Annotated in this window: 20 protein-coding genes; 11 read left to right on the top strand and 9 right to left on the bottom strand. The window is 62.0% G+C overall.

Annotated features, from left to right (window positions below):
• Positions 1 to 319: 319 nt before the first annotated feature.
• The gene (locus ILFOPFJJ_RS17180) at positions 320 to 3,094 is read left to right on the top strand and encodes a DNA translocase FtsK (protein WP_173511781.1); all 2,775 of its coding nucleotides are present in this window, start codon (positions 320 to 322) and stop codon (positions 3,092 to 3,094) included.
• A gap of 157 nt (positions 3,095 to 3,251) precedes the next feature.
• On the opposite strand, the gene ILFOPFJJ_RS17175 is transcribed toward ILFOPFJJ_RS17180, so the two are convergent.
• From ILFOPFJJ_RS17175 to ILFOPFJJ_RS17140, 8 genes are all read right to left on the bottom strand, one after another.
• Positions 3,252 to 3,527, bottom strand: a complete 276-nt coding sequence (locus ILFOPFJJ_RS17175; RefSeq protein ID WP_173511780.1) for a type II toxin-antitoxin system RelE/ParE family toxin — start codon at positions 3,525 to 3,527, stop codon at positions 3,252 to 3,254.
• A complete protein-coding gene (locus tag ILFOPFJJ_RS17170) occupies positions 3,527 to 3,787 on the bottom strand; it encodes a CopG family ribbon-helix-helix protein (protein WP_173511779.1) in 261 nt (86 codons plus the stop codon). Before ILFOPFJJ_RS17170 ends, ILFOPFJJ_RS17175 begins: the two co-directional genes overlap by 1 nt.
• A 226-nt stretch (positions 3,788 to 4,013) precedes the next feature.
• Entirely contained in the window at positions 4,014 to 4,916 is a 903-nt protein-coding gene (locus ILFOPFJJ_RS17165) for an SDR family NAD(P)-dependent oxidoreductase (RefSeq protein WP_173511778.1), read from the bottom strand.
• The gene (locus ILFOPFJJ_RS17160; RefSeq protein ID WP_173512478.1) at positions 4,913 to 5,698 is read right to left on the bottom strand and encodes a hypothetical protein; all 786 of its coding nucleotides are present in this window, start codon (positions 5,696 to 5,698) and stop codon (positions 4,913 to 4,915) included. Before ILFOPFJJ_RS17160 ends, ILFOPFJJ_RS17165 begins: the two co-directional genes overlap by 4 nt.
• Before the next feature lie 10 nt (positions 5,699 to 5,708).
• The gene (locus ILFOPFJJ_RS17155; RefSeq protein WP_173512477.1) at positions 5,709 to 6,296 is read right to left on the bottom strand and encodes a protein-S-isoprenylcysteine O-methyltransferase; all 588 of its coding nucleotides are present in this window, start codon (positions 6,294 to 6,296) and stop codon (positions 5,709 to 5,711) included.
• A 149-nt stretch (positions 6,297 to 6,445) separates the two neighbouring features.
• A complete protein-coding gene (locus ILFOPFJJ_RS17150; protein ID WP_173511777.1) occupies positions 6,446 to 7,036 on the bottom strand; it encodes a hypothetical protein in 591 nt (196 codons plus the stop codon).
• Between the two features lie 154 nt (positions 7,037 to 7,190).
• Entirely contained in the window at positions 7,191 to 7,328 is a 138-nt protein-coding gene (locus tag ILFOPFJJ_RS17145; RefSeq protein ID WP_173511776.1) for a lipoprotein, read from the bottom strand.
• A 189-nt stretch (positions 7,329 to 7,517) separates the two neighbouring features.
• Positions 7,518 to 8,108 (bottom strand): L,D-transpeptidase, encoded by a 591-nt coding sequence (locus ILFOPFJJ_RS17140; RefSeq protein WP_173511775.1) that lies wholly within the window; start codon positions 8,106 to 8,108, stop codon positions 7,518 to 7,520.
• Positions 8,109 to 8,451: 343 nt separating this feature from the next.
• On the opposite strand from ILFOPFJJ_RS17140, the gene ILFOPFJJ_RS17135 reads away from it, so the two are divergent.
• The 6 genes from ILFOPFJJ_RS17135 to ILFOPFJJ_RS17110 all read left to right on the top strand — a co-directional run bounded on the left by ILFOPFJJ_RS17135 (position 8,452) and on the right by ILFOPFJJ_RS17110 (position 16,848).
• On the top strand, positions 8,452 to 9,207 hold the full coding sequence (locus ILFOPFJJ_RS17135; RefSeq protein ID WP_173511774.1) for an SDR family NAD(P)-dependent oxidoreductase: 756 nt from the start codon (positions 8,452 to 8,454) through the stop codon (positions 9,205 to 9,207).
• Positions 9,208 to 9,516: 309 nt separating this feature from the next.
• Complete coding sequence (locus ILFOPFJJ_RS17130) at positions 9,517 to 10,587, top strand: LacI family DNA-binding transcriptional regulator (RefSeq protein ID WP_173511773.1); 1,071 nt, start codon at positions 9,517 to 9,519, stop codon at positions 10,585 to 10,587.
• Between the two features lie 32 nt (positions 10,588 to 10,619).
• Positions 10,620 to 11,366, top strand: coding sequence for a transporter substrate-binding domain-containing protein (locus tag ILFOPFJJ_RS17125; RefSeq protein WP_173511772.1), 747 nt, complete (start codon positions 10,620 to 10,622; stop codon positions 11,364 to 11,366).
• Positions 11,367 to 11,455: 89 nt separating this feature from the next.
• The gene (locus ILFOPFJJ_RS17120) at positions 11,456 to 13,108 is read left to right on the top strand and encodes an amino acid ABC transporter permease (RefSeq protein WP_173511771.1); all 1,653 of its coding nucleotides are present in this window, start codon (positions 11,456 to 11,458) and stop codon (positions 13,106 to 13,108) included.
• Between the two features lie 10 nt (positions 13,109 to 13,118).
• Positions 13,119 to 13,799, top strand: a complete 681-nt coding sequence (locus tag ILFOPFJJ_RS17115) for an SDR family oxidoreductase (RefSeq protein WP_246299675.1) — start codon at positions 13,119 to 13,121, stop codon at positions 13,797 to 13,799.
• Positions 13,800 to 13,815: 16 nt separating this feature from the next.
• Positions 13,816 to 16,848: an aminotransferase class III-fold pyridoxal phosphate-dependent enzyme gene (locus tag ILFOPFJJ_RS17110; protein ID WP_173511769.1), complete on the top strand. Its 3,033-nt coding sequence runs from the start codon at positions 13,816 to 13,818 to the stop codon at positions 16,846 to 16,848.
• A 164-nt stretch (positions 16,849 to 17,012) separates the two neighbouring features.
• Here the strand turns inward: ILFOPFJJ_RS17110 and ILFOPFJJ_RS17105 are convergent, their stop codons facing one another.
• Positions 17,013 to 17,450: a VOC family protein gene (locus tag ILFOPFJJ_RS17105; RefSeq protein WP_173511768.1), complete on the bottom strand. Its 438-nt coding sequence runs from the start codon at positions 17,448 to 17,450 to the stop codon at positions 17,013 to 17,015.
• Positions 17,451 to 17,734: 284 nt separating this feature from the next.
• Here ILFOPFJJ_RS17105 and ILFOPFJJ_RS17100 point away from each other — a divergent pair, with 284 nt between their 5' ends.
• The 4 genes from ILFOPFJJ_RS17100 to ILFOPFJJ_RS17085 are packed head-to-tail and all read left to right on the top strand — an operon-like array spanning position 17,735 to position 21,909.
• Entirely contained in the window at positions 17,735 to 18,910 is a 1,176-nt protein-coding gene (locus ILFOPFJJ_RS17100) for an ABC transporter ATP-binding protein (RefSeq protein WP_173511767.1), read from the top strand.
• Positions 18,903 to 20,132: an ABC transporter substrate-binding protein gene (locus tag ILFOPFJJ_RS17095; RefSeq protein WP_210267475.1), complete on the top strand. Its 1,230-nt coding sequence runs from the start codon at positions 18,903 to 18,905 to the stop codon at positions 20,130 to 20,132. Before ILFOPFJJ_RS17100 ends, ILFOPFJJ_RS17095 begins: the two co-directional genes overlap by 8 nt.
• A gap of 15 nt (positions 20,133 to 20,147) precedes the next feature.
• Entirely contained in the window at positions 20,148 to 21,104 is a 957-nt protein-coding gene (locus ILFOPFJJ_RS17090) for a carbohydrate ABC transporter permease (protein WP_173511766.1), read from the top strand.
• Complete coding sequence (locus ILFOPFJJ_RS17085) at positions 21,097 to 21,909, top strand: carbohydrate ABC transporter permease (protein ID WP_173511765.1); 813 nt, start codon at positions 21,097 to 21,099, stop codon at positions 21,907 to 21,909. The genes ILFOPFJJ_RS17090 and ILFOPFJJ_RS17085 overlap by 8 nt, the downstream gene beginning before the upstream one ends.
• The last annotated feature ends 2 nt before the right edge of the window (positions 21,910 to 21,911 follow it).

Raw genomic sequence — 21,911 nt, 5'->3', positions numbered from 1 at the left:
ACCGCCGCGCATCACCAGCACTATTAAGCCTTCCGCCGATCCTTGGCAGGAGGCGGGATAGCGATAGCAATCTATGTTTGTAAACATAACGCTCGCGCTTCGGAAATCTTCCCGGTCTGAAACAGAATTTGAACGGTGGCAAAAAACCGTCCCCGAAGCCCTGGAAAGCCTTGGATGCGGTAGGCCAAAAGAGGCCTCGGCGAAGCTCTTCGAAGGGCACGCGACCTTTCCAGCGATCTACCTGGAAGGGAGTTGTTAACCTTCATTTCCTATTCGGTTGAGACAGCCCCTTCGATAATGAATTTCGAGTTTTCAGGCCATGCGTATTCCCCGGACAAATTTCTCGACGGCAGCTTTGTATGATGCAAACCAGGCGGACGATTTCGAGGCTCCGCGTCCGGGTGCGCCGAGCAGCGCCCACCCCGAGTCGGTGGCCTCCGCCGAACACGATCACCTGTTCGAGGCGCCGGAAGCGCCGCGTCGGGCCTCCAGCCATGAAGCCGACGACGCAGGCTATGCCGGGCGCGCGATGCGGCTCTATGGCCAAGGCTCGGCCTACGCTCCGGCCCAGGTCACGGCCTCCACGCGAGATCCGCTGCCGACGCTTGCCGAAATCACCGGTCATGACGGCGATACGACCTGGGAGAGCCATTTCTTCCTGTCGCCCAATGTTCGCTTCACGCGTACCCCTGAGCGCGAATTCATGAAGCGCCGCGCGCCGTCGATGGACGAGAGCGCGGGCGAAGCGGAGGAAGACGCGCCAGCAGACCAGCAGGCTCCCGAGCCGGAAGTGGCATTGGAAGCGGCTGCGGAGGAAACCGCAGCGGCGGTCGCGACTGAGGCGTCGTCCTACAGCCCGTCGGAACTTTTGCGGGTGCTGATGCAGCAGCTTCCGTCCTGGCCCGGTCGGCCGCAGCCGAGCGAGGAGCGCGCTGATGAACCGGCGGCGGTTACCGAGATGCCAGCGCCCGTCGAAGAATCGCCCCAGTCGGCCGCAACTGCCGCCGTCGCGGAAGCAGCACCGGCGATACCGGCAGTATCCGACGCCGCCGCGCCGTCGGGCACTCGTCTCTCCTATCTCTCCGATCACGCCTTTTTCGAGTTCATGCCGCTCGAGGATGGTTTGCCCGTCATGGCCGAGGCTGAGCCAGCAAGAACGATCGCGGTGACCCAGCCGGCGGACCCGAAAGCCGTCGTTGCAAAACCGGTGGAGATCCGCAGGTTGCCGCCGACGGCGATCACCTCGCTTTTCCGCGTCGTCGAATGCCGGCGCCCCGAACCCGTCGCCCTGGATTCCGTCGCAGCCCCGTCGCCGGAGATCGACGCTTGCGCCGCTGCTGATATCGTGACGGACCCCGCTGTGGAACTGGTTACGGCCGGTTCACCGCAGTCAGAAGCACCTGCTCTTGCCGCCACGCCCGCAAATGATGCGCTCCTTCAGCCGGCCGTTACGAAGGCAGCGATTACCATGCCGGTCCAGGTCAAGCGCGCGCCCCCGTCGCTGCCGCCGATCGGAGTCACGGAACGGGTCCAGGCCGCTGACGCCTACGAGTTTCCGTCCGAAGAACTCCTGCAGGAGCCACCGCAGGGCCGGGGCTTTTTCATGACGCAGGAACAGCTCGAGCAGAATGCGGGGCTCCTCGAAAGCGTGCTCGAAGATTTCGGCGTCAAGGGTGAGATCATCCATGTGCGGCCGGGCCCCGTCGTCACGCTCTACGAATTCGAGCCGGCGCCGGGTGTCAAATCATCCCGCGTGATCAACCTCGCCGACGATATCGCCCGGTCGATGTCGGCGCTCTCGGCACGCGTCGCGGTCGTGCCCGGCCGCAACGTCATCGGCATCGAGCTGCCGAACGCCACCCGCGAGACCGTCTATTTCCGCGAGCTGATCGAGTCCGCCGACTTCCGCAAGACCGGCTACAAGCTGGCGCTCTGCCTCGGCAAGACCATCGGCGGCGAACCGGTGATTGCCGAGCTCGCCAAGATGCCGCACCTGCTCGTCGCCGGCACCACCGGTTCGGGCAAGTCGGTGGCGATCAACACCATGATCCTGTCGCTGCTCTACCGGCTGAAGCCGGAGGAATGCCGGCTGATCATGGTCGATCCGAAGATGCTCGAGCTCTCCGTTTATGACGGCATCCCGCACCTTCTGACGCCGGTCGTGACCGACCCGAAGAAAGCCGTGATGGCGCTCAAATGGGCGGTCCGCGAGATGGAGGACCGTTATCGCAAGATGTCGCGCCTTGGCGTGCGCAACATCGACGGCTACAACCAGCGTGCGGCGGCGGCGCGCGAGAAGGGAGAACCGATCCTCGCGACAGTCCAGACCGGTTTCGAGAAGGGTACGGGCGAGCCGCTCTTCGAACAGCAGGAAATGGACCTCGCGCCGATGCCCTACATCGTCGTCATCGTCGACGAGATGGCTGACCTGATGATGGTGGCGGGCAAAGAAATCGAAGGCGCGATCCAGCGCCTGGCGCAGATGGCGCGTGCGGCGGGCATCCACCTGATCATGGCGACGCAGCGGCCGTCGGTCGATGTCATCACCGGCACGATCAAGGCGAACTTCCCGACGCGCATCTCGTTCCAGGTCACCTCGAAGATCGACAGCCGCACGATCCTCGGCGAGCAGGGGGCCGAACAGCTCCTGGGTCAGGGCGACATGCTGCACATGGCCGGCGGCGGCCGCATCGCTCGCGTCCATGGTCCCTTCGTATCCGACCAGGAGGTGGAGCACGTCGTGGCGCACCTGAAGACGCAAGGCCGCCCCGAATATCTTGAGACGGTGACCGCGGACGAAGAGGAAGAAGAGGCCGAAGAGGACCAGGGCGGCGTATTCGACAAGAGCGCGATGGCGTCCGAGGACGGCAACGAGCTCTACGACCAGGCGGTCAAGGTGGTGCTGCGCGACAAGAAGTGCTCGACGTCCTACATCCAGCGCCGCCTCGGGATCGGCTACAACCGTGCCGCCTCGCTCGTCGAGCGCATGGAGAAGGAGGGCCTTGTCGGTCCTGCCAACCATGTCGGCAAACGCGAAATCGTCTACGGCCAACGCGACCATTCCGGCGTGCCCGAAAACGACGATATGGACTGATTCGAAGCGTCACACTTCCGTCAATGCGCGTGCCTGGCCGCGGCGATTACTGGCGTCTAGAGATTTTGCAGTCAGGTGGAATCACCTGACGTCGCACAAATGCGGCAAAAACAAACAGGTAGAGCGGTGGCGCGAACGCACGTGAGCGCATTCCGCTCTAGCGACTCTCACGTGTATGCCAAAGAGTCAGGACGTAGATTGTTGACGGCGTGATCTCATAGCGCATTTCGTAATGGCCGACGAGAAGACGGCGGACCTCACGGGGATCGAACTCCTCCAGCCGTTCGCCCATACGTGGCTGTTCCAGCAGGCGGTTTGGAGCGCTTGCCAACGCTTGCACGGTGCGGGCTGCAGCTCTCCGATAGACCGGTGCGAGAAAATCATGAAGGCGCCCGAGCTCAGAAACCGCCTTTGTTGTCCACTGGATGTTCATCAAAGTGGCAGAGGCAGAGGGTTGTCACTCTCCAGCCTGTCGGCCCAAGCCTGCACGGATTGGTGGCTGATGAGATGACCCCCGTCGACATCGGCGAGCGCTTCCAGCGTCAAGCGGCGGCGTTCCTCTTCCTGAGCGATCCAGGCTGTCAGCGCTTGCTTTACGATCCAGCCGCGCGAACGTTCGAGCCGTGCGGCAATCTGGTCGACCTTCTCAGCGAGCGGTAGTGGCACATGCGCCGTCAGCACCTTCGTTTCCATGGCTCTACTCCAGTCAATTCAATCATAACGATTAAATCCGATTGCATCCAGAGCCTGTCGCAGCTTTCCTGACTGCACCCCGAAAATCCGCCGGTGCGCCGAGCTGGGCGCAATCCGCCGCCAGCCAGCTATTGGCGCTACCGAACCTATTTCCCGTCGCTGACATTGATCGCTCCGTCCGCGTAAGCCGAAGCGAATCATGTCCGGGGGAGGGAGCCACCGGCCGTCACAGCGGCAAAGATCGGGCCCTCGTTTCGGATGGAGCGTGCCGTTGCGATCGGCCGGCGCGGCAGCAGTCCCTGAACGTTTTGCCTGAACCGCAAGGGCAGGGATCGTTGCCGCGCAGTTGCAACCGGCCGATCAGGGGCAGGAGAGCTGCGGAAGGCAAAAGTCCGGCGACCAGGATCGCCAGCTTGGCGGAGATGCCCGGGATCACGAGGCGCCGGCGTGCCTTGAATCCCCGCCAGGCGCGTTCGGCCACGTATTTCGCATCAAGCTTGGGCAGGACCTTGAACAGCGCTGCCCTGTTGGCACCCGACTTTTCGAGAAACTCCGTCGACACCGGCCCTGGAGCCACGCAGGTGACGGTCACACCGGCGCGGCGCACTTCCTGATGCAGCGCCTCCGAAAAGGAACGCACGAAGCCCTTGCTCGCATAATACAGCGCCATAAAAGGTCCGGGGGTAAAGCTTGCCACAGAGCCAAGATTGATCACGCCGCCCCGGCCACGCGCCACCATTGCCGGCAGGAAGCGAAGGGTGAGCTCGGTCACGACGCGGATATTGAGGTCGATCAACCCGAGCTGCTCTTCGAGCGGTAGTGTCGCTGCTCCGCCGCGCAGGCCGTAGCCGGCGCTGTTGACGAGAACGTCGCATATCAGACGCTTTTCGGACAGGAAGTCTTCGAGACGCGCCGCCGCGTCACCGGCCGTCAGGTCCAGCGCAAGCGTGAATGCCTCGCCTCCCGCCTTCTGAATTGCGACCGCCACGGCTTGAAGCTCCTCCGGCGAGCGCGCGACCAGGACTACGGTGGCGCCATCCCTTGCGGCCACCTCGGCGATTGCCTTGCCAATGCCTCGCGACGCGCCGACGACAACGACCGCTGGCCGGAACTCTTGCTTCAGCGTCATGCCGCCGGTCCCGATGCCGCGGCGGCCGGAATGGTTTCGCTCCCGAAAAAGCCTGCCACTTCATCTGCGATTTCGCCGTTCAGGATCTTTTCGAACCGCTCTAGCGCGCGCGCGACATTGGCGCCGTCCATGACCCGATGATCATAATGGATGCGGACGATTACCGATCCGTCCTCGCTGATCGGACCGTAGTTGAAAATCGTGGTGAGCGGGGTCAGAGGATTGAGGGACTCGGCGCCGAGGCCGGAATAGACCGACAGCTGAAACGTACCGAAATGGCGTGCCCGCTGCCGCCCGATATTGAGGCCGAGCCACATGAGCAGCCACCGGATCGGCGCCGGTGCGCGGGCGAGCTTCAATGCGCGGCGGAACTCCTTGATCTCCTGCACGGGGCGTGATCGCGCGGCCTGGATCAGCTCTCCTAGTTCGGTGATCGAGCGGCGCTCGGGGGTCTTGATGGTGCTCAGCAGCACGACCCGCTCACCGTCATGTTCGCGCTCATGTGCGACCGAGGCGACGCTTCCGGGATATTCGTAAAGCTGGGGTCTCGGGAACTTGACGTAGGCGCGGCGGAACTCCGGCGTCTCCTTGGAGAGAAGCGCGTATCCTTTCAGGAAAAGCGCCGTCCAGGAGGGCTTGCTTTGCTGCGCCATCCTGGCTTTTTGCAGCACGCCAAGGTTCATCTGGCGCTGCACCGTGACCCGTGGCACGCCGATCGAAAACCTCATCAGATCTCCGACAAGGCGTCGTGCCGGCGAAAGCTTGATGGCTCGGCCTCGCATCATGCCACCTCTAGTAAAGATAGGGGATAATTCGCTTGGTCCTGGCCATATAGGTGCGGTACTGCGCGCCGAAGATCTCCAACATCATACGCTCCTCCTTGTCCACCCTGAGGAAAAACAGGACGGCAAAGCCGACCAGGCCGGCGAGGCCGATCACCCAGTTCGACAGCAGAAAGGCTTGGCCAAGGCCCATAAGCAGGAAGGAGGTGTACATCGGATGCCGGACGAGGGCATATGGCCCGCGGGAGATCAGTTCGTGCTTGTCGCGAATCTCCAGCGAAATGGACCAGTTGCGGCCGAGTTCCTTGTGGGTTCTGCGGAAGACCCACATCGCCGTGGCAAAGATCAACGCGCCGAGAGCGACAGCCCACGGCTGCGCCGGATAGTCGGCGGTTTCCGGAATGCCGGTGGCGACGTAAAAGCCCGGAACGATCGCAAGGCCGAGCAGGGCCGCTGCAAGCCCGACCTTCTCGGAGCCCGAGCGGCGGTCGCTGACAACCCGCACGCGCTTGGCGCGGCGCTCATAAGGACGCCGAATGAAGTACCACGCGACGATGCCGAGGACCCAGATGATTTCGCCGACGGAAGCGACTGTTATGTTCACTCTAGCCCACCAAAGCTTCGCTGCGATCGGCGGCCATCGCAACGGCTGTCAAGGATGTGGCCATTACGCTCCGCTCCGACCGACAAAAGTGCTGCGGCGGAATGATCCGACCGCCGGATGAGCGGGGGGAGCACCGATTGCACTCACCCGCCGTTCATCTCCCGAAGCCTTGTAATGAATTCTTGCGGCCTGAGCCAGATGCCGGGCGTCTTATATCCCATGGAACGAGCGATGTCCGCCACGAAGGCGTTGCAGTTGTAGAGCGACGCGTGCCAGAAGCGCGCCTCGGCCTTCAGCTTTCGGATCTTCGCAACGGTTTTCTGGTACTCCGCTTCCGTCAGCAGAACGCGCCAGCTTGCCGACCTGTATTCTTCTTGCAGATCGCCGTCGCTCGCCCCTGTCTCGGCCGGAACCGGCAGGAAGTGGCCCATGACGTACGGTGCGGTATCGTTCGTAGCCGGGGCAAGTCCCGCAACTTCTGGGTTGATCATTGCTCCGGACTTGTTCGTACGCCCGAAAATCACGTAGGAGTGACCATAGCTGAGCGCGTAGCGGGAGCGGAATTCGATAAAGTAGCCGTAGTCTCTCTGCTGAGACTTTCCGGCAATTTTTGCCCCGGTGGCGTCGATACTCGAAACAAAACGTGGTTGGGGAGCCTTGTCTTCCGTCTGGCATGCCGTGGTCGCCATTGCAAGCAGCACCACGAGCGATATACGACCTCGTTTAAGCGTCATTACTACGCTCTATCTCCCGAGCTCTGATGAGCGCCATGTTGAAAGCCAGCTTCTGTGAGCTTGTGGCTTCCGCGCTGTAGATCCTAAGCCGGTGTGGCCATGAATAAAAAAACGTGGGAAGGGTCGCGAGACCCTCCCCGCGCAAAGTTCAAATTTACTTGTAGACTGGTGCCTGTTCAACCGGCGCTTCTGCCGGTGGCGGGGCCTTCCCCTTGCCTTTGCCAATCGTCCCGCAAGCGCTCAGGCTGGCGACCGAAAACAACGCAATCATCACGATTAGAAATCTGCTCATCAGAAGTCCTTTCCTCAATACTCGGAATGGGTTATCGAAGGCAACATTTGAAGTAATAGTGGCGATTTGCGACTCGGCCTAGTGCAGAAAGGACACAGTTGCCATCCGGTTTGTCGCTGCCGAACTTTCGACGGTGTCCCAAAAACACACAGGTTGATTATTTATACCGAAAATTTAGGGGAAACACCATCAGATGATCAATACCGGCGTTCCCACGGGCGTGCGGCTGTAGAGATCGACGATATCCTCGTTCGTCAAGCGAATGCAACCGTTCGAAACCGCCTGGCCTATCGTCCAGGGTTCGTTCGTCCCGTGCAGGCGGAACATGGTGTCCTGGCCGCCACGATAGAGGTAAAGCGCCGACGCGCCAAGGGGATTATGTGGTCCGCCGGAGACACCGCCCGCATACTGCGCCAGGTGCGGTTTGCGCCGAATCATGCTGGCGGTTGGCGTCCAGGACGGCCATTCCGCCTTGCGGCCAACGACCGCCCTGCCTTTCATCGTCAGCCCCTCTTCGCCGACGCCGATTCCGTAGCGGGTCGCCCAGCCACCCTCTTCGACCGAGTAGAGGTAACGTTCCGTCGTGTCGACGACGATGGTTCCGGCCGGCTCGGGTCCGTCATAGCGCACATGCCGCCTTCGGTAGCGACGATCCACGCCGGAGGTACTTGGGAGCAGCGATGGGATTCCCACGCCTTGCCAGGTTGCACTACATCCAGAGGTCAACAGAGCCAGACTGCCCAAAACGAGCATCCGGCGCGTAATTTGGTCATTGTCCATCTTTACCTGCTGAGCAAATTGATGCGCCCCCGATTCGTCTTTAACACTGCAGCGCGTGGCGGCCAAGTGTTGCACGCCGATTAAGATGGCTGGCGAGGGTAGAAAGCGCGAACGGTGAACATCTTCGTTCGTTGTCGAAAGCATCTGCGGGATAAGCGTGGTATATCTGTGATGGCGCGTAGATCAGGCGAGTGAATAGGAGCGGGATCAACAGGCGTTTTCTCGTGAGCTTGCGAGGATTCTCGGCCCGGCGAATCGGTCGCCGCTCCGGGTAGCTTGTGAAACGTCTTGCGGGCTCGCGCCCGCTCGATTAGGTCGAACGACGGCAATAAGGATAGACAAAATGAAACTTGGCTTCGAGGGAAAGGTTGCGGTCGTGACCGGCGCGGGTTCCGGAATTGGCGCGGCTGTTTCCCGGCAGCTCGGTGGCGAGGGAGCCGAGGTCGTTGTTGCCGATCTGGATGCTGACGCCGCGCGCCGAATCGCCGCCGAGATTCGCTCGGCCGGAGGCAAGGCCCTTGATTTCGCCGTCGATGTAGCCGACGCCGAAGCTGTCGAAAAGTTGGTAAAGTTCGCCGTCGAGGAATGCGGTGGCCTGCATCTGGCGGTCAACAATGCCGGGATCGACGGCATCCGCAAGCCGACGGCCGACTATCCGCTCGACGAATGGCACAAGGTGATGAACGTCAACCTGAACGGCGTTTTCTACTGTATGAAGTACGAGATCGCCGCGATGCTGGCGCAGGGCGGCGGCGCGATCGTCAACATGTCTTCCATTCTTGGTTCGGTTGGTCTGCCGACTGCGGCCGCCTATACCGCAGCAAAGCACGGCCTGGTCGGGCTAACGAAGGTCGCCGCCATGGAATATGCGCGAATCGGCGTCCGCATCAATGCCGTCGGTCCCGGCTGGATCGAGACGCCGCTGTTGTCGGAGCATGCCGACATCGCGAGCACCCGGCGCATGATGTCGCTGCAGCCGATGGGAAGGCGCGGCACGCCGGAAGAGGTCGCCTCCCTCGTGTGCTTCCTCCTCTCCGAGCAGGCGAGCTTCATCACCGGAAGCGTCCACCTGGTGGACGGCGCCTACACTGCCCATTGAGGGGCACGCATTCCGGCGATTCCTCCGATCTTCTCTCGCTAACGGCCCTGTGGAAAGCAGCGGAACTGCTCGCCCCTGTTTTGATTGGTTTTGCCGGGCCGTGAGACGGCGGACCGCTGCGCGCTGACTGCGATTGCCATTCCTGTTGTCGACTGTGCCTGCGACGCTACCTGACCGTGTGCTTCCGCCGAGGAAGGAGAGGCGTGATTTCAACAACAACGTCATCGACAATAAAAACGTTTATATTTCGATTGAAATCGTTTTTATTGCCTGCTAGGGAACGCGAGGTTGCCAAGGTCGGGAGGAAGCATGGCCGCCGAGAGTCGCATAGCGCGCCGTAGCGCACCGCCAACGATCAAAACTCTGGCGGACATCACCGGCTATTCGATCGCCACGATTTCGAAGGCGCTCCGCGGTTCACCGGTGGTCGCGCCCGCGACCCGGGAGGTGATCTTCAATGCGGCGCGCGAGGCCGGCTATCGGGCCAATGCACGCGGCATGGCCCTTAGAACCGGCCGGACCTGCCAGGCAGCCGTGTTGATGCCGGTGACCGCCGCGCAAAACTACGAGTGGGACGGCGTCGAATATACTCAGATCCTGAGCGGCATCAGCCAGGCGCTGGACGGCAGCGATTATCGCATGTCGGTGCATGTCGTTCGGGATGCGGCGGAGGGCTGTGACGTCGCACGCCGGGTCATCGATCAGGGGCTGGCCGATGGGTTGATCTTTTCGGGCATCCTCGACGACGATCCGCGCATCGATCTTCTGGTGGAGAGCCGGTTTCCGTTCGTATCGCTTGGCCGCTGCCGCCAACCGCTCGACTATGCCCATGTCGACATCGACAACGAGTGGGCGGCGCATGCGGCGACGGCAAGGCTGATTGCTGGCGGTCACCGCCGCATCGCCCTCGTCAACCCGGAGCGGCGCCTTTCTTATGCGCTCGACAGGATCGACGGTTTTACGCGCGCCTTCCGCGAAGCGGGACTGCCAGCCTCTCATGATCTTGTCGCCGAGGGCGATCTTTCAACGCAGTTCGGCAGGGAAAGCGCCACTCGCCTCCTGCAGGCGGCGGAACCACCGACGGCCTTTGTCTGCATCAACGAATCGACGACCCTCGGTGTGCTTTCGGCGCTCGGCAGTCTCGGACGGCAGGTGGGCGTCGACGTCGATGTCATCGCCTATGACGACATCAATGTCAGCGCCTATTTCACGCCGCCGATTACCACCTTCTACCAGCCGATCGAAGTTCTCGGGCGCACGCTCGGTGAGTTCCTGTTGCGGCGCATGGCGGGCGAGGAGCCAAAGGAACTGCGCCAGATCTTCCGGCCGAAGCTGATCGAGCGGCAGCCGGACAGCCTCGGCGGGCGTCTCGTCGGGTAGAGAGATCCACAATTCACAACGGAGGAGAAAACGTGAAGACATTTGTGATTGCCCTTGCGCTGTCGGCCCTGGCATCCGGCGCCGCCCACGCCGTCGATCTCGGCGGCCAGCTCCTGAAAGTCGGCTCGGACACGACGTCGCCGCCGATGGAAAGTGTCGATCCGGCGACCGGGCAGGTCATCGGATTCGACGTCGACGTGGTCAATGCCATCTGTGCCAAGATCAATTGCCAGGCGGAATTCGTGACCACCGGCTGGGACGGCATTTTCACCGCGCTCGATCAGGGCAACTTCGACCTCGTCGCCTCTGGCGTCTCGATCACCGAGGAGCGCAAGAAGGCCATGGACTTCTCCGACGCCTATATCGTCAACAGCCAGGCCGTGCTGGTGCGCGTCGAGGATCAGGGTGCGTCCCTCGATGATTTCAAGACCAAGGGCAAAAAGCTTTCCGCCCAGGCCAACACCACCGACGCGCAGGTCGCCGAGGGTGTCGTCGGCAAGGAGAACGTCGTTGCCTATGACAGTTTCAGCGCGGCGATCATAGCGCTCAAGAACAAGGATGTGGACGGCGTCGTCATCAACGGCGCCAATGCCGCGGCCTACGAACGCGAATTCGCCGGCGAGCTCGTTGTTGGGATTAAGGACCTCGAATCCGATCCGCTCGGCCTCGTCTTCCGCAAGGGCGACGCCAATGTCGCGGCCTTCAACGAAGGGCTGAAGATGATCAAGGACGACGGCACGCTGGATCAACTCGTCGACAAATATTGGGGCCTCAAATAGGCCGACCGCCGACTTGACCCGACTGTCCCGGAGCGCGTTGTCCGTTCCGGGACCAGGAACTTTCCGGAACATACTCCTCGGAGAAATGAATGTCGTTTCTGAGAAGCGTGCGGCCCAGCAATCTGATCATCCTGACCGCGCTGCCATTCATCGTCTATCTCTTTGCTTCCTCCGGGGACTACCAGCGCTCGCTGCGGGCGATACTCGGCGTGGAGAACGGTTCCTCCGCCTTCGTACCGGGCTTTCTGGCCTTGACGATCGCGTTCGCGTCCGGCATCGCCGTTCTGCTCCTTTCGCGGACGAAGGCATACCGCCCGCGGCTGTCGACGGCCGCCGCCATACTCAATCTTGTGGCCGCCGCCGTCCTTCTCTCAAGCGGCACCATTCATCCCTTCGTTGCCTCCGTCGTCGCCAATGCCGTCGACCCCTTCACGTCTTCTCTCGTGGTCAAGGGCGTGACGCCCCGTCAGTTGACGGAAGCGGCCGACCTCGCGGTGCACGGTGTCGAATCCGTACTCTACCCGGCCTATTTCGGGATGACCCTGCTGGGACTTGGCCTTTTCTTCGCCGGCACGCGCAACACCGACGCGGCGGACAGCCGGCTCCGCAGCGTCGGTGGCTGGGTCCTCGGTCTCGTCAATGGCGCGGGTTTGATCTTCATCTTTTTCTTCGCACACATCGCCTTTGCCGCCGGGTTAGCGACGACGATCCGCGCCGCCATCGCCGCCTATATTCTCGCGGCGGTCATGGGGCTCATCTGGGTCGGCCTGCTGCAACTGCACTACACTGCACGCACGAGCCTGCTTTTCGCGCTGGCGACCCTCGCATTTGCCCTCGTGGCCACCTGGTTCCTGCTGCAGCCACGCGAGGCCTATGTGCTTGCAGGCTCGCTCGAAGGCAAGGTGGCGATCGTCAGCAACACGCCGTCCGGCCTGATCGGTGCCGTGCGCTTCGGCCAATATCCGGGTGCGCCCGAAAAAGAGTCCGCCGTCAGGACCTTCCTTGGACCAACCGAAGCGGTCACGGCCGCGGAGAAGAAGGACGTGACGGCTGCGCTTTTGCCTAAGGCGGCAGTTCCCGCAGGTTGGCCGGTACTCTGGGAAACCGAAACGCTGAACGACCGGGACCGGTCGGCTGGCATCACCTTCGCGGTGCTCGCTATCATCCTCGGCCTGCTCACCTTCGGCGGCTACCTGCATAGGCGCCATCCGCTGGCGATCGGCTCGGAGTTCGTGGTCGATACCATCCGCGGCATACCGATGCTGGTGATCGTGCTCTATGTCGGCCTGCCCCTGAGCGGCGCCTTGAAGGATGCGACCCAAGGCGTCTTCGACCCGCCTAACCTGATGCGCGGCATCGTCGCGATGGCGCTTGCCTATTCCGCCTATCTCGCCGAAATCTTTCGCTCCGGCATCAATGCCATTCCCGTCGGCCAAATCGAGGCGGCGCGCAGCATCGGTCTCAACCGCTGGCAAACGGCGCGGCTCGTCGTGCTGCCGCAGGCCTTCCGGATCATCATCCCGCCGCTCGGCAACGAGTTGATCGCCATTCTCAAGGACACGTCGCTGCTGTCGATCCTGTCGATCCGCGACATCACCCAGCGCATGCGCGAGTTCCAGTCAGCAAGCTTCCTGCCCTTTGCACCCTATAACTCGGCAGCGATCTTCTACATCTTCCTGACGCTTGCGGCGGCGAGCCTCGTCAGCATGATTGAGCGAAAATATGACATCAAGCATCGATAGGAGGAGCACCATGACCGGCCCCACGGTCCTGATCACCGGCGCTTCCCGCGGTCTCGGCCTGGAGCTCGCACGGGTCTATGCCGGTTCCGGCTGGCAGGTGATTGCCTGCGGGCGTTCCGTCTCGGCTTCGATTGACCCCGGGCTCGCCCGGCGAAGGCTGGATGTCGCGGATAGCAATTCGATCGCCACATTGGCGCGCGAACTCGACGGCCTGCCGATCGACCTCCTAATCAACAATGCCGGAATTCGCGGCGACACGGGCGGCTTGGGGACGCTCGATCCGGAGGAGTTCCTCGAGGTCATGCGCGTCAACGCATTGGCGCCGCTTCTTCTGGTGCGGGCGCTTCTGCCCAACATTCTCGCCGGCGAGCGCCGGATTGTCGCCAATATCAGCAGCCGTGCCGGATCGCTGGCCGAGGGTACGCTCGACGACGATGAGGGTGACTATGCCTATCGCTGCTCCAAGGCGGCGCTGAACATGGCGACGGTGAAGCTCGCTCAGGATCTGCGTAAGCGCGGAGTTGTGGTTCTGTCGCTGCATCCAGGCTGGGTGAAGACCGACATGGGCGGCGAGGCGGCGACAGTTCCGATCACCGAGAGCGCAGCCGGGCTCAAAGCGGTCATCGACAAAGCGGGGGTCGCCAATAGCGGCAGCTTCCTCGCTTTCGACGGCAAACGGGTTTCATGGTGAAAATGTGAGCGGGATCATGGCGACGAAGGAATTGGGCGGACAGGAGATGGCGGCGATCAAAAAGCTGCTCACCGAGACCTATGGCATGGAGGGAGAGATCTCCGCGCTGCCGGGCGAGCACGATCTCAATTTCCGTGTTCGCGCGAGCGACGGCAGTTCTTTCCTGCTGAAGCTGCACGCGGCGGGTGCTTCGGAAGAGCTCGACATGCAGGTCGCCGTTCTCGAGCACCTGGCCCTGGCAGCGCCGGGATTGCCCGTCTCCCGCGCCCTGCCGGATCGTTCCGGGGCGCTGCTCAGTTCCGTCGACTTCAAGGGCGTGCGCCTTGCCCGGCTCCTCACCTGGCTGCCCGGCGAAACCTGGGCGGGGGCTTCGAACCGCAGCGCCGTAAGCGTCGAGACATTGGGAGCCTTGCTCGGCGCGCTCGACCGCGCCCTGACGGACTTCGATCATCCGGGTGCAGGGCGCGTTTACGGCTGGGATCTCGCCCAGGCCGAGATGCATCGCACCCATGTCGATCTGATCGCGGACGAGGAAAAGCGCAACGTGCTTCGCGCCATTCTCGATCATTTCGTTTCCGCCGTGCTGCCGCGCCTGAAGGCTTGCCCGCGGCAGGTGATCCACAACGACGCCAACGACTACAATGTGCTTCTCGACGCTGATGGACGCGTCAGCGGTCTGCTCGACTTCGGTGACATGGTCGAGACTTTTCGCGTCATCGAGATCGCGGTGGCCTCCGCCTATGCTTTGATCGGCGCGGAGGATGCGGTCGGCACCATCGCCCGCCTTGCCGGCGCTTATCACGGCGCCAACTCGCTTACGGAAACCGAAGTCGAGCTGATCTTCGACCTCGTGCGCACCCGCTACGCCGTCAGCATCTGCATGGCAGCAAAACAGATCCGCGACAATCCTGAGAACACCTATCTGCTCGTCAGCCAGGAGGATGTCTGGCGCGAACTGCAGCGAATCGAGCGCGAAAACCGGGCAATTGCCGTTGCCCGCCTTCGCGACGCCTGTGGCTTCGAACCGGTTCCCACGGCGGCGCGCATCTTGCGCTGGCTCGAGCAGAACGCCCATGATTTTTCGAGAATCATAAGGCCGGCAGTCTCGAAGCCGAAGGCAGCGGTCTTCGATTTTTCGGCAAGCGGGCTCGCTGCGAACGACTGGGCGACACTTGACAAGGCGGAGGCGGAAGCCCGGATCGAGGCACTTATCCGCAACGAGGGCGCGGACTTCGGCCTTGGCCTCTATGGCGAGGACCGCGCGGTCTACAAGGGGGATGCCTATCGCACGACGGTCGCGAGCCAGCGGCGCACCGTCCATCTCGGCGTTGATATTTTTGCGCCGGCCGGCGAATCCGTTCATGCACCGTTTGCGGGCAAGGTCGCCTTCTACCATGACGACGCCGTGGCGCACGGTTTCGGTCCGACGGTGCTCATTGAGCACGTGACCGCCGAGGGTGACGTGTTCTGGACGCTTTACGGTCACCTGTCGCGCGAGAGCGCGGAAAAACTTGCGATCGGTCAGCCGATCGCCAAGGGAGAGGCTTTCGCGGCCCTAGGCGCCCGCGATGAAAACGGCGGTTGGGTGCCGCATCTGCATTTCCAGATCGTTACCGATCACCTCGGTCTCGAAGCGCGGATGCATGGCGTCGGCGTGCGCGACCAATGGCAGATCTGGCGCGAGGTGAGCCCTGATCCGAGCGTCGTGCTCGGGCTTTCGGTGCCGGCATCGGTCACCGTTGCGCGCGACAAGGAATTTCTGGTGCGCGAACGCCATCGCCGCATCGGCCGGTCGTTGAGCATCGCCTATAGCGCGGCACCCCTGAAGATCGTCAGCGGTGAAGGCGCTCACCTTATCGACGAGGAGGGAAAACGCTGGCTCGACATGGTCAACAATGTCTGCCATGTCGGCCACTGCCATCCGCGGGTGGTCAAGGCGGCCGGGACGCAAATGGCGCGGCTCAATACCAATTCGCGCTATCTGCACGACAGCCTGGTCGAATATTCGCGGCGGCTGACCGCACTCTTCCCCGACCCCCTGAACGTCTGCTTCTTCGTCAATTCCGGCAGCGAGGCGAATGATCTCGCGATCCGGCTCGCCCGTGCCTATACCGGCAACCGCGACATCATCACCGTCGATCACGCCTATCACGGCCATCTCTCGAGCTTGATCGACGTCAGTCCCTATAAATTCGCCGGCAAAGGCGGGGAGGGCAGGCCGGCGCATGTGCGCGTCGCCGAGATGCCGGATCTCTACCGTGGCCGCTACCGCTACGGCGATGCCGATGCGGGGGCGAAATATGCCGAAGACGTCAAACGTCAGGTCGAAGCGCTGGCGGCGGAAGGCCGCAAGCCGGCGCTGTTCTTCAGCGAGGGCATTTTGGGGACCGGCGGCCAATTGGTCCTGCCGGAAGGATATCTGGAGCAGGCTTACTCCCATGTGCGCGCTGCCGGCGGATTGTGCCTGGCGGACGAGGTGCAGGTGGGCTTCGGCCGTGTCGGCACTCACATGTGGGCGCACGAGACCCAAGGCGTCGTACCCGATATCGTCACCATGGGAAAGCCGATCGGCAACGGTCATCCGATGGCGGCCGTTGTCACCACCGAGGCGATCGCGGCGACCTTTGCCAACGGCATGGAATACTTCAACACCTTCGGCGGCAATCCGGTTTCGGCCGAGATCGGACTTGCCGTACTCGACGTCATTCGCGACGAGCGGCTGGTTCACCATTGCGGGGTCGTCGGCAAACGTTTGATGGATGGCGCGCGCCGGCTTGCGGAGCGGCACCCGACCATCGGCGACGTGCGCGGCCACGGCCTCTTCAACGGCATCGAACTCGTGCGCGATCGCGATACTCTGGAGCCGGCCGCGACCGAACTCGACTTCGTCATCGCCGAGATGAAGAGGAAGCACCGGATCCTGCTTTCAAGCGAAGGACCGCATCACAACGTGCTGAAGATAAAGCCGCCGGCACCCTTCAGCGCAGAGAACTGCGACTATTTCCTCGATGCGCTCGACGAGGTGCTGGCAAGGGTTGCGAGGCGTTGATCAACCGGTCGCGGGCGGAGCCGGCCAGAGTCGAATCCGGCTGCAGTGGTGTCAACACCCCCTCTGCCCTGCCGGGCCGACCGTGGAGGGATGGATCTCGACCAGGCGGGTCGGCCTCGGACGCGCTGGTTGGTCACTCTTCGCCATTTGTCTTCGTATTGCGCTCAGCTGAGTTCTTGGGCGAGTCCGATGAGAAGCCCTTCAGGCCCACGGATGTAGCAGAGCCGATACGCGTCTTTATACTGGACTACCTCGCCTGCGAGCTGCGCGCCATGCGTGCGAAGCCTTTCAAGCGTCTCGTCGATGTCGTCCACGGTGAACATGACGCGGAGGTAGCCGAGAGCGTTGACCGGAGCGTTCCGGTGATCTGCGACGACAGGCGGCGTGAGGAAGCGGGAGAGCTCGACCCGGTTGTGGCCGTCCGGTGTGCGCATCATGGCAATCTCGACACGCTGATCGCCCAGTCCAGTGACACGTCCGGCCCATTCTCCTTCGATCGTGGCCTGTCCTTCGAGCTCGAGGCCGAGTTCGCGAAAGAAATCAATCGTGCCTCCGAGGTCTTCGACGACGATTCCTACGTTGTCCATCCGCTTGAGCGCCATGTTCCCAATCTCCAAGGTGTCGTTCCAATCTACAAGGTGTCGCCTAGTCCAACAACGGGACGCTTGCGGTGCCCCAACAGCGGCGGCCATCCGGGTCTGAGTCGCTGCGTCGACATGAGAAACTTGAATCATGGCCGCCTCAAACGGCCGCGCCATTCAAACGGTCTCTGAGATGCAGTTTTCGCTTTACAAAAAAGTTAAACGTTTTTATCGTTAATAAAAACGTTTAACTATACGCTGAATCGGCGGGAGTGATCGCCTTATGCGCTTTGGGGAGAGATTTTTTGGCAGCGATCCGCATCGAAAATCTTCGCAAGGGCTTCGGCTCGCTGGAAGTGTTGAAGGGCATCGACCTCGACATCGCAGACGGCGAGTTCGTCTGCTTCCTCGGCCCATCGGGCTGCGGCAAGAGCACGTTGCTGCGCTCGATCGCCGGGCTCGAAAATCTCGATGGCGGCTCGATCCGCCTGGGCGAACGTGACATCACCGACTTGCCGTCGGCGAAGCGCGACATTGCGATGGTGTTCCAAAACTACGCGCTCTACCCGCACATGAACGTCCGCAAGAACCTCTCCTTCGGCCTGGCGCTGAACGGCATGAAGCGCGACGAGATCGAACGACGCGTCACGAACGCGGCGGAGGTGTTGCGCATCACCGAGCTTCTGAACCGCAAGCCGCGCCAGCTTTCCGGTGGCCAGCGCCAGCGCGTGGCGATCGGCCGGGCGATTGTGCGCGAGCCGAAGCTGTTCCTGCTCGACGAGCCGCTCTCCAATCTCGATGCGGGGCTACGCGTGACGATGCGTGTCGAGCTCGCGGCCCTGCACGAGCGTCTCGCCGTGACGATGATCTATGTGACGCATGATCAGGTGGAGGCGATGACGCTCTCCGATCGCGTCGTCGTGCTCGACAAGGGCAAGGTCAGCCAGTTCGGCACGCCGCTGGAACTGTTCTATCGGCCGGCAAACCTCTTCGTCGCAGGGTTCATCGGCTCTCCCCGCATGAATTTCCTCAGCGCCAACGTGGCGGACGAGAGCGAGACGGGCCTGAGGCTTGCCGGCGGCGGGCTCGCGCGGGAGCTTTCGCTCGACACGCTTTCGCCCGCGCCGATCGGCCGCGACTGCCCCGTGACGCTAGGAATTCGCCCGGACAAGTTGGCGTTGACATCGCCCGATGAAGCACATCTTGCCGGCAATGTCAGGCTCGTCGAACGCCTCGGCACCGAAAGCCACGTCCATATCAGCCTCGAAGGCGGCGGTGATCTGACCGCCGTCGTGCGCGGCACGCATCCCGTCTCAACCCGCGAGCGCGTCCATATCCGCATTCCTTCCGAGCATTGCCATCTCTTCGATGCCGACGGGAAGGCGATCGAACGGCCGCTCGATGCCGAGACGCGGGCGCTCATCAAACAAGAAAAGGGAAGGGGCCCGCGCGGCCCGGTTTTGGAGGAGAGACATGCATAAGATGACGAAGTCGATCGTCGGCTCGCTTTTGGCGCTCGCGCTGACGGGAGCGACCACACGGGCGGAAGAGACCTTGCGTTTCGCGACCTGGGACACGGATGAAAGCCTTGCAATCCAGCAGGCGATCGCAAAGAAATTCGAGGAAAAGCATCCGGGCGTGAAGGTCCAGGTCGAACCCTATGCGGACGGTTACGACCAGAAGCTCGTCGCCGCCTTCGGCGCCGGCAATCCGCCGGACGTCATGTATATGTGGAATTTTCCGCAATATTACACGTCGTTGATGCCGCTCGACGAGCTGATAGCGCGCGATGCCGCCGAGATCAAGCCGGACGATTTTCCTCAAGGATTGATGAACACGACGCGCGTCGAGGGCAAGACCTACGGCATGCCCTCGGGCTTTACCACCCAGGTCGTCTTCTACAACAAGGACATGTTCGCCAAGGCCGGCGTTGAGCAGCCGAAGGACGGCTGGACCTGGGAGGACCTGCGCGCCAAGGCCGCGAAGTTCCGCGATGAGGCGAACAAGGTCTATGGCTTCGCCGTCGACGCCAAACCGGACCCCTATGACTTCGAGCAGTTCCTGTGGTCGAACGGCACCAAATACATCTCCGACGACGGCAAGGAGATCGATGGCTACATGAACAGCGATGCGGCCGCCGAGGTGCTCGACATGTTCGCCGATATGGCCAAGACGCAGGAGGCGGTGACCCTCAATCTCGGCGACGATACGTCGGGCGCGACGCTCTTCAAGGGCAGCAAGATCGCCATGTTCCAGAGCGCCATGTGGTCGAAGGCGGGCATCGATGCTGCCGGCTTCAACTATGGCGTGGCGCCGCTGCCGAAGTTCGGCGACCATGTCGCCCATTCAGCGCTCGGTGTATCGGCGATTTCGATCGCCAAGGACGCCGCCCATCCGGATCTCGCCTGGGAATTCGTAAAGTTCTTCTCTTCGCCGGAAGCGGTTGCCATGCGCACCAACGACCTGCCGGTCCGCACCAGCGTCGCCGAAGAGAAGGGGATGACCACGGACCCGGTCTACAAGCCGTTCTTCGACATTCTCGCCACCTCTGACACCGAAATCCACGCGTATTTGAAGAACGAGAACTGGGGCAAGATCCAGGACAACCTGGCGCGCGCCATCGAGGCGACGATGATCGATCAGGGCAACGCCAAGGCGCATCTGGACGATGCCGTGGCTCGCTCGAAGCGACTGTTGAAATAAGCGAGGAACGGGGAAATGGATATGGCCTATGCCGGAACGCAGACAGGAGCGGCGCGCCGCAAGCGTGCGAGCGCAATGTGTCACATTGCGCCCTATCTGTTCATTTCCCCGTGGATCCTCGGTTTCCTGTTCTTCACGCTCGGGCCGCTCCTGTTCTCGCTGACGATGAGTTTCTTCGACTGGCCGGTGGTCGGCGAGCGCACCTTCGTCGGCCTCGACAACTACCGTTCGATGTTCACCGAGGACCCGCAGTTCTGGGAGAGCCTCTGGATCACCGTGAAGTTCGCGGCGATCTACGTGCCGTTCAACATCGTCATGTCGTTCTTCCTGGCGCTGATGCTGCACCACGTGACCTTTGCCAGCGGCTTCTTCCGCACCGCCTTCTATCTGCCAAGCGTCATTTCCGGCGTCGCGCTGGTGACGATCTGGAACTGGATCTACAGCAGGGAATACGGGCTCTTGAACTTCATGCTGTCGCTCGTCGGCATCGAGGGCCCGAACTGGCTCGGCGATCCCAATCTCGCGATCGTCGCGATCATCATCGCCAGCCTCTGGGGGCTCGGCGGCACGATGCTGATTCTGCTCACAGGCCTCAAGGCGATCCCGAAGGAGCTTTACGAGGCCGCGACCATCTCTGGCGTGCCGGGCTGGGCCCAGATGCTGTTCATCACGCTGCCGATGCTCGGGCCGATGCTCGTCTTCACCTTCGTCACCTCGATCATCTCCGCCTTCCAGCAACTGACGATCGCGCTGCTTTTGACGAGGGGTGGTCCGCTCGGTTCAACCTATTTCTTCGCCATGTATGTCTACGACAACGCCTTCAAATATTTCGACATGGGTTATGCCGCAGCCGGCTCCTGGGTGATGTTCGTCATCGTGCTTGCCTTGAGCCTCATGGTGATGCGCTGGTCTGCCGCCTGGGTCTACTACGAAGGCGAGATCCGCCAGGCCGACGGAGAGCGCAATGCGTAAGACCTTCCTCTATTCGGCGCTGATCCTTGCCTCCGCGCTCTTCATCCCGCCCTTCTACTGGACCTTCATGACGGCGATCAAAAGCTCGGCCGAACTCTATCAGTTCCCGCCGGTCTTCTGGCCGTCCGAATGGCACTGGGAGAACTTTGCCGCCGCCTGGAGCAAGCAGCCGTTCGGCACCTATCTCACGAACTCGCTGATCGTCGTCGTCTTCTCGACGGTGGGGCAACTACTCTCGAGTTCGCTCGTCGCCTTCGGCTTTGGCCGCTTTCGATTTCCCGGGCGCGATGCGCTCTTCATCCTGTTGCTCGCAACGATGATGATTCCGTGGGACGTGAAGATGATTCCGCTCTACATGGAGTTCAACATGCTGGGCTGGATCAACACGCTCAAACCATTGATCGTGCCTGCCTATTTCGCCGATGCGTTCTTCGTCTTCCTGCTCCGGCAATACATCATGACGGTGCCGATGGAGATCGACGAGGCGGCGCGGATGGACGGGGCGAATAGCTTCGACATCTATTGGCGCATCCATATGCCCCTGATGATGCCGGCGCTGGTGCTCGTCGGGACCTTCCATTTCATGAATGCCTGGAACGATTATCTCGGCCCGCTGATCTTCCTCAACGACCAGTCGAAATACACGCTGACGCTCGGGCTTTCGATGTTCAAGGGCCTGCATGAGGTCGACGTGACCTCGATCGCGGCGATTACCGTGATCCTCTGCCTGCCGCCGCTCGTGCTCTTTTTCCTAGCGCAGCGCTACATCATGGATGGCGCGGTCGGCTCATCGGTGAAAGGTTAGGC

This window comes from Sinorhizobium psoraleae (assembly GCF_013283645.1).
Classification (GTDB): domain Bacteria; phylum Pseudomonadota; class Alphaproteobacteria; order Rhizobiales; family Rhizobiaceae; genus Sinorhizobium; species Sinorhizobium psoraleae.
Note: the sequence above shows the minus strand (reverse complement) of the source record. Positions and strands in the feature narration are given on the sequence as shown.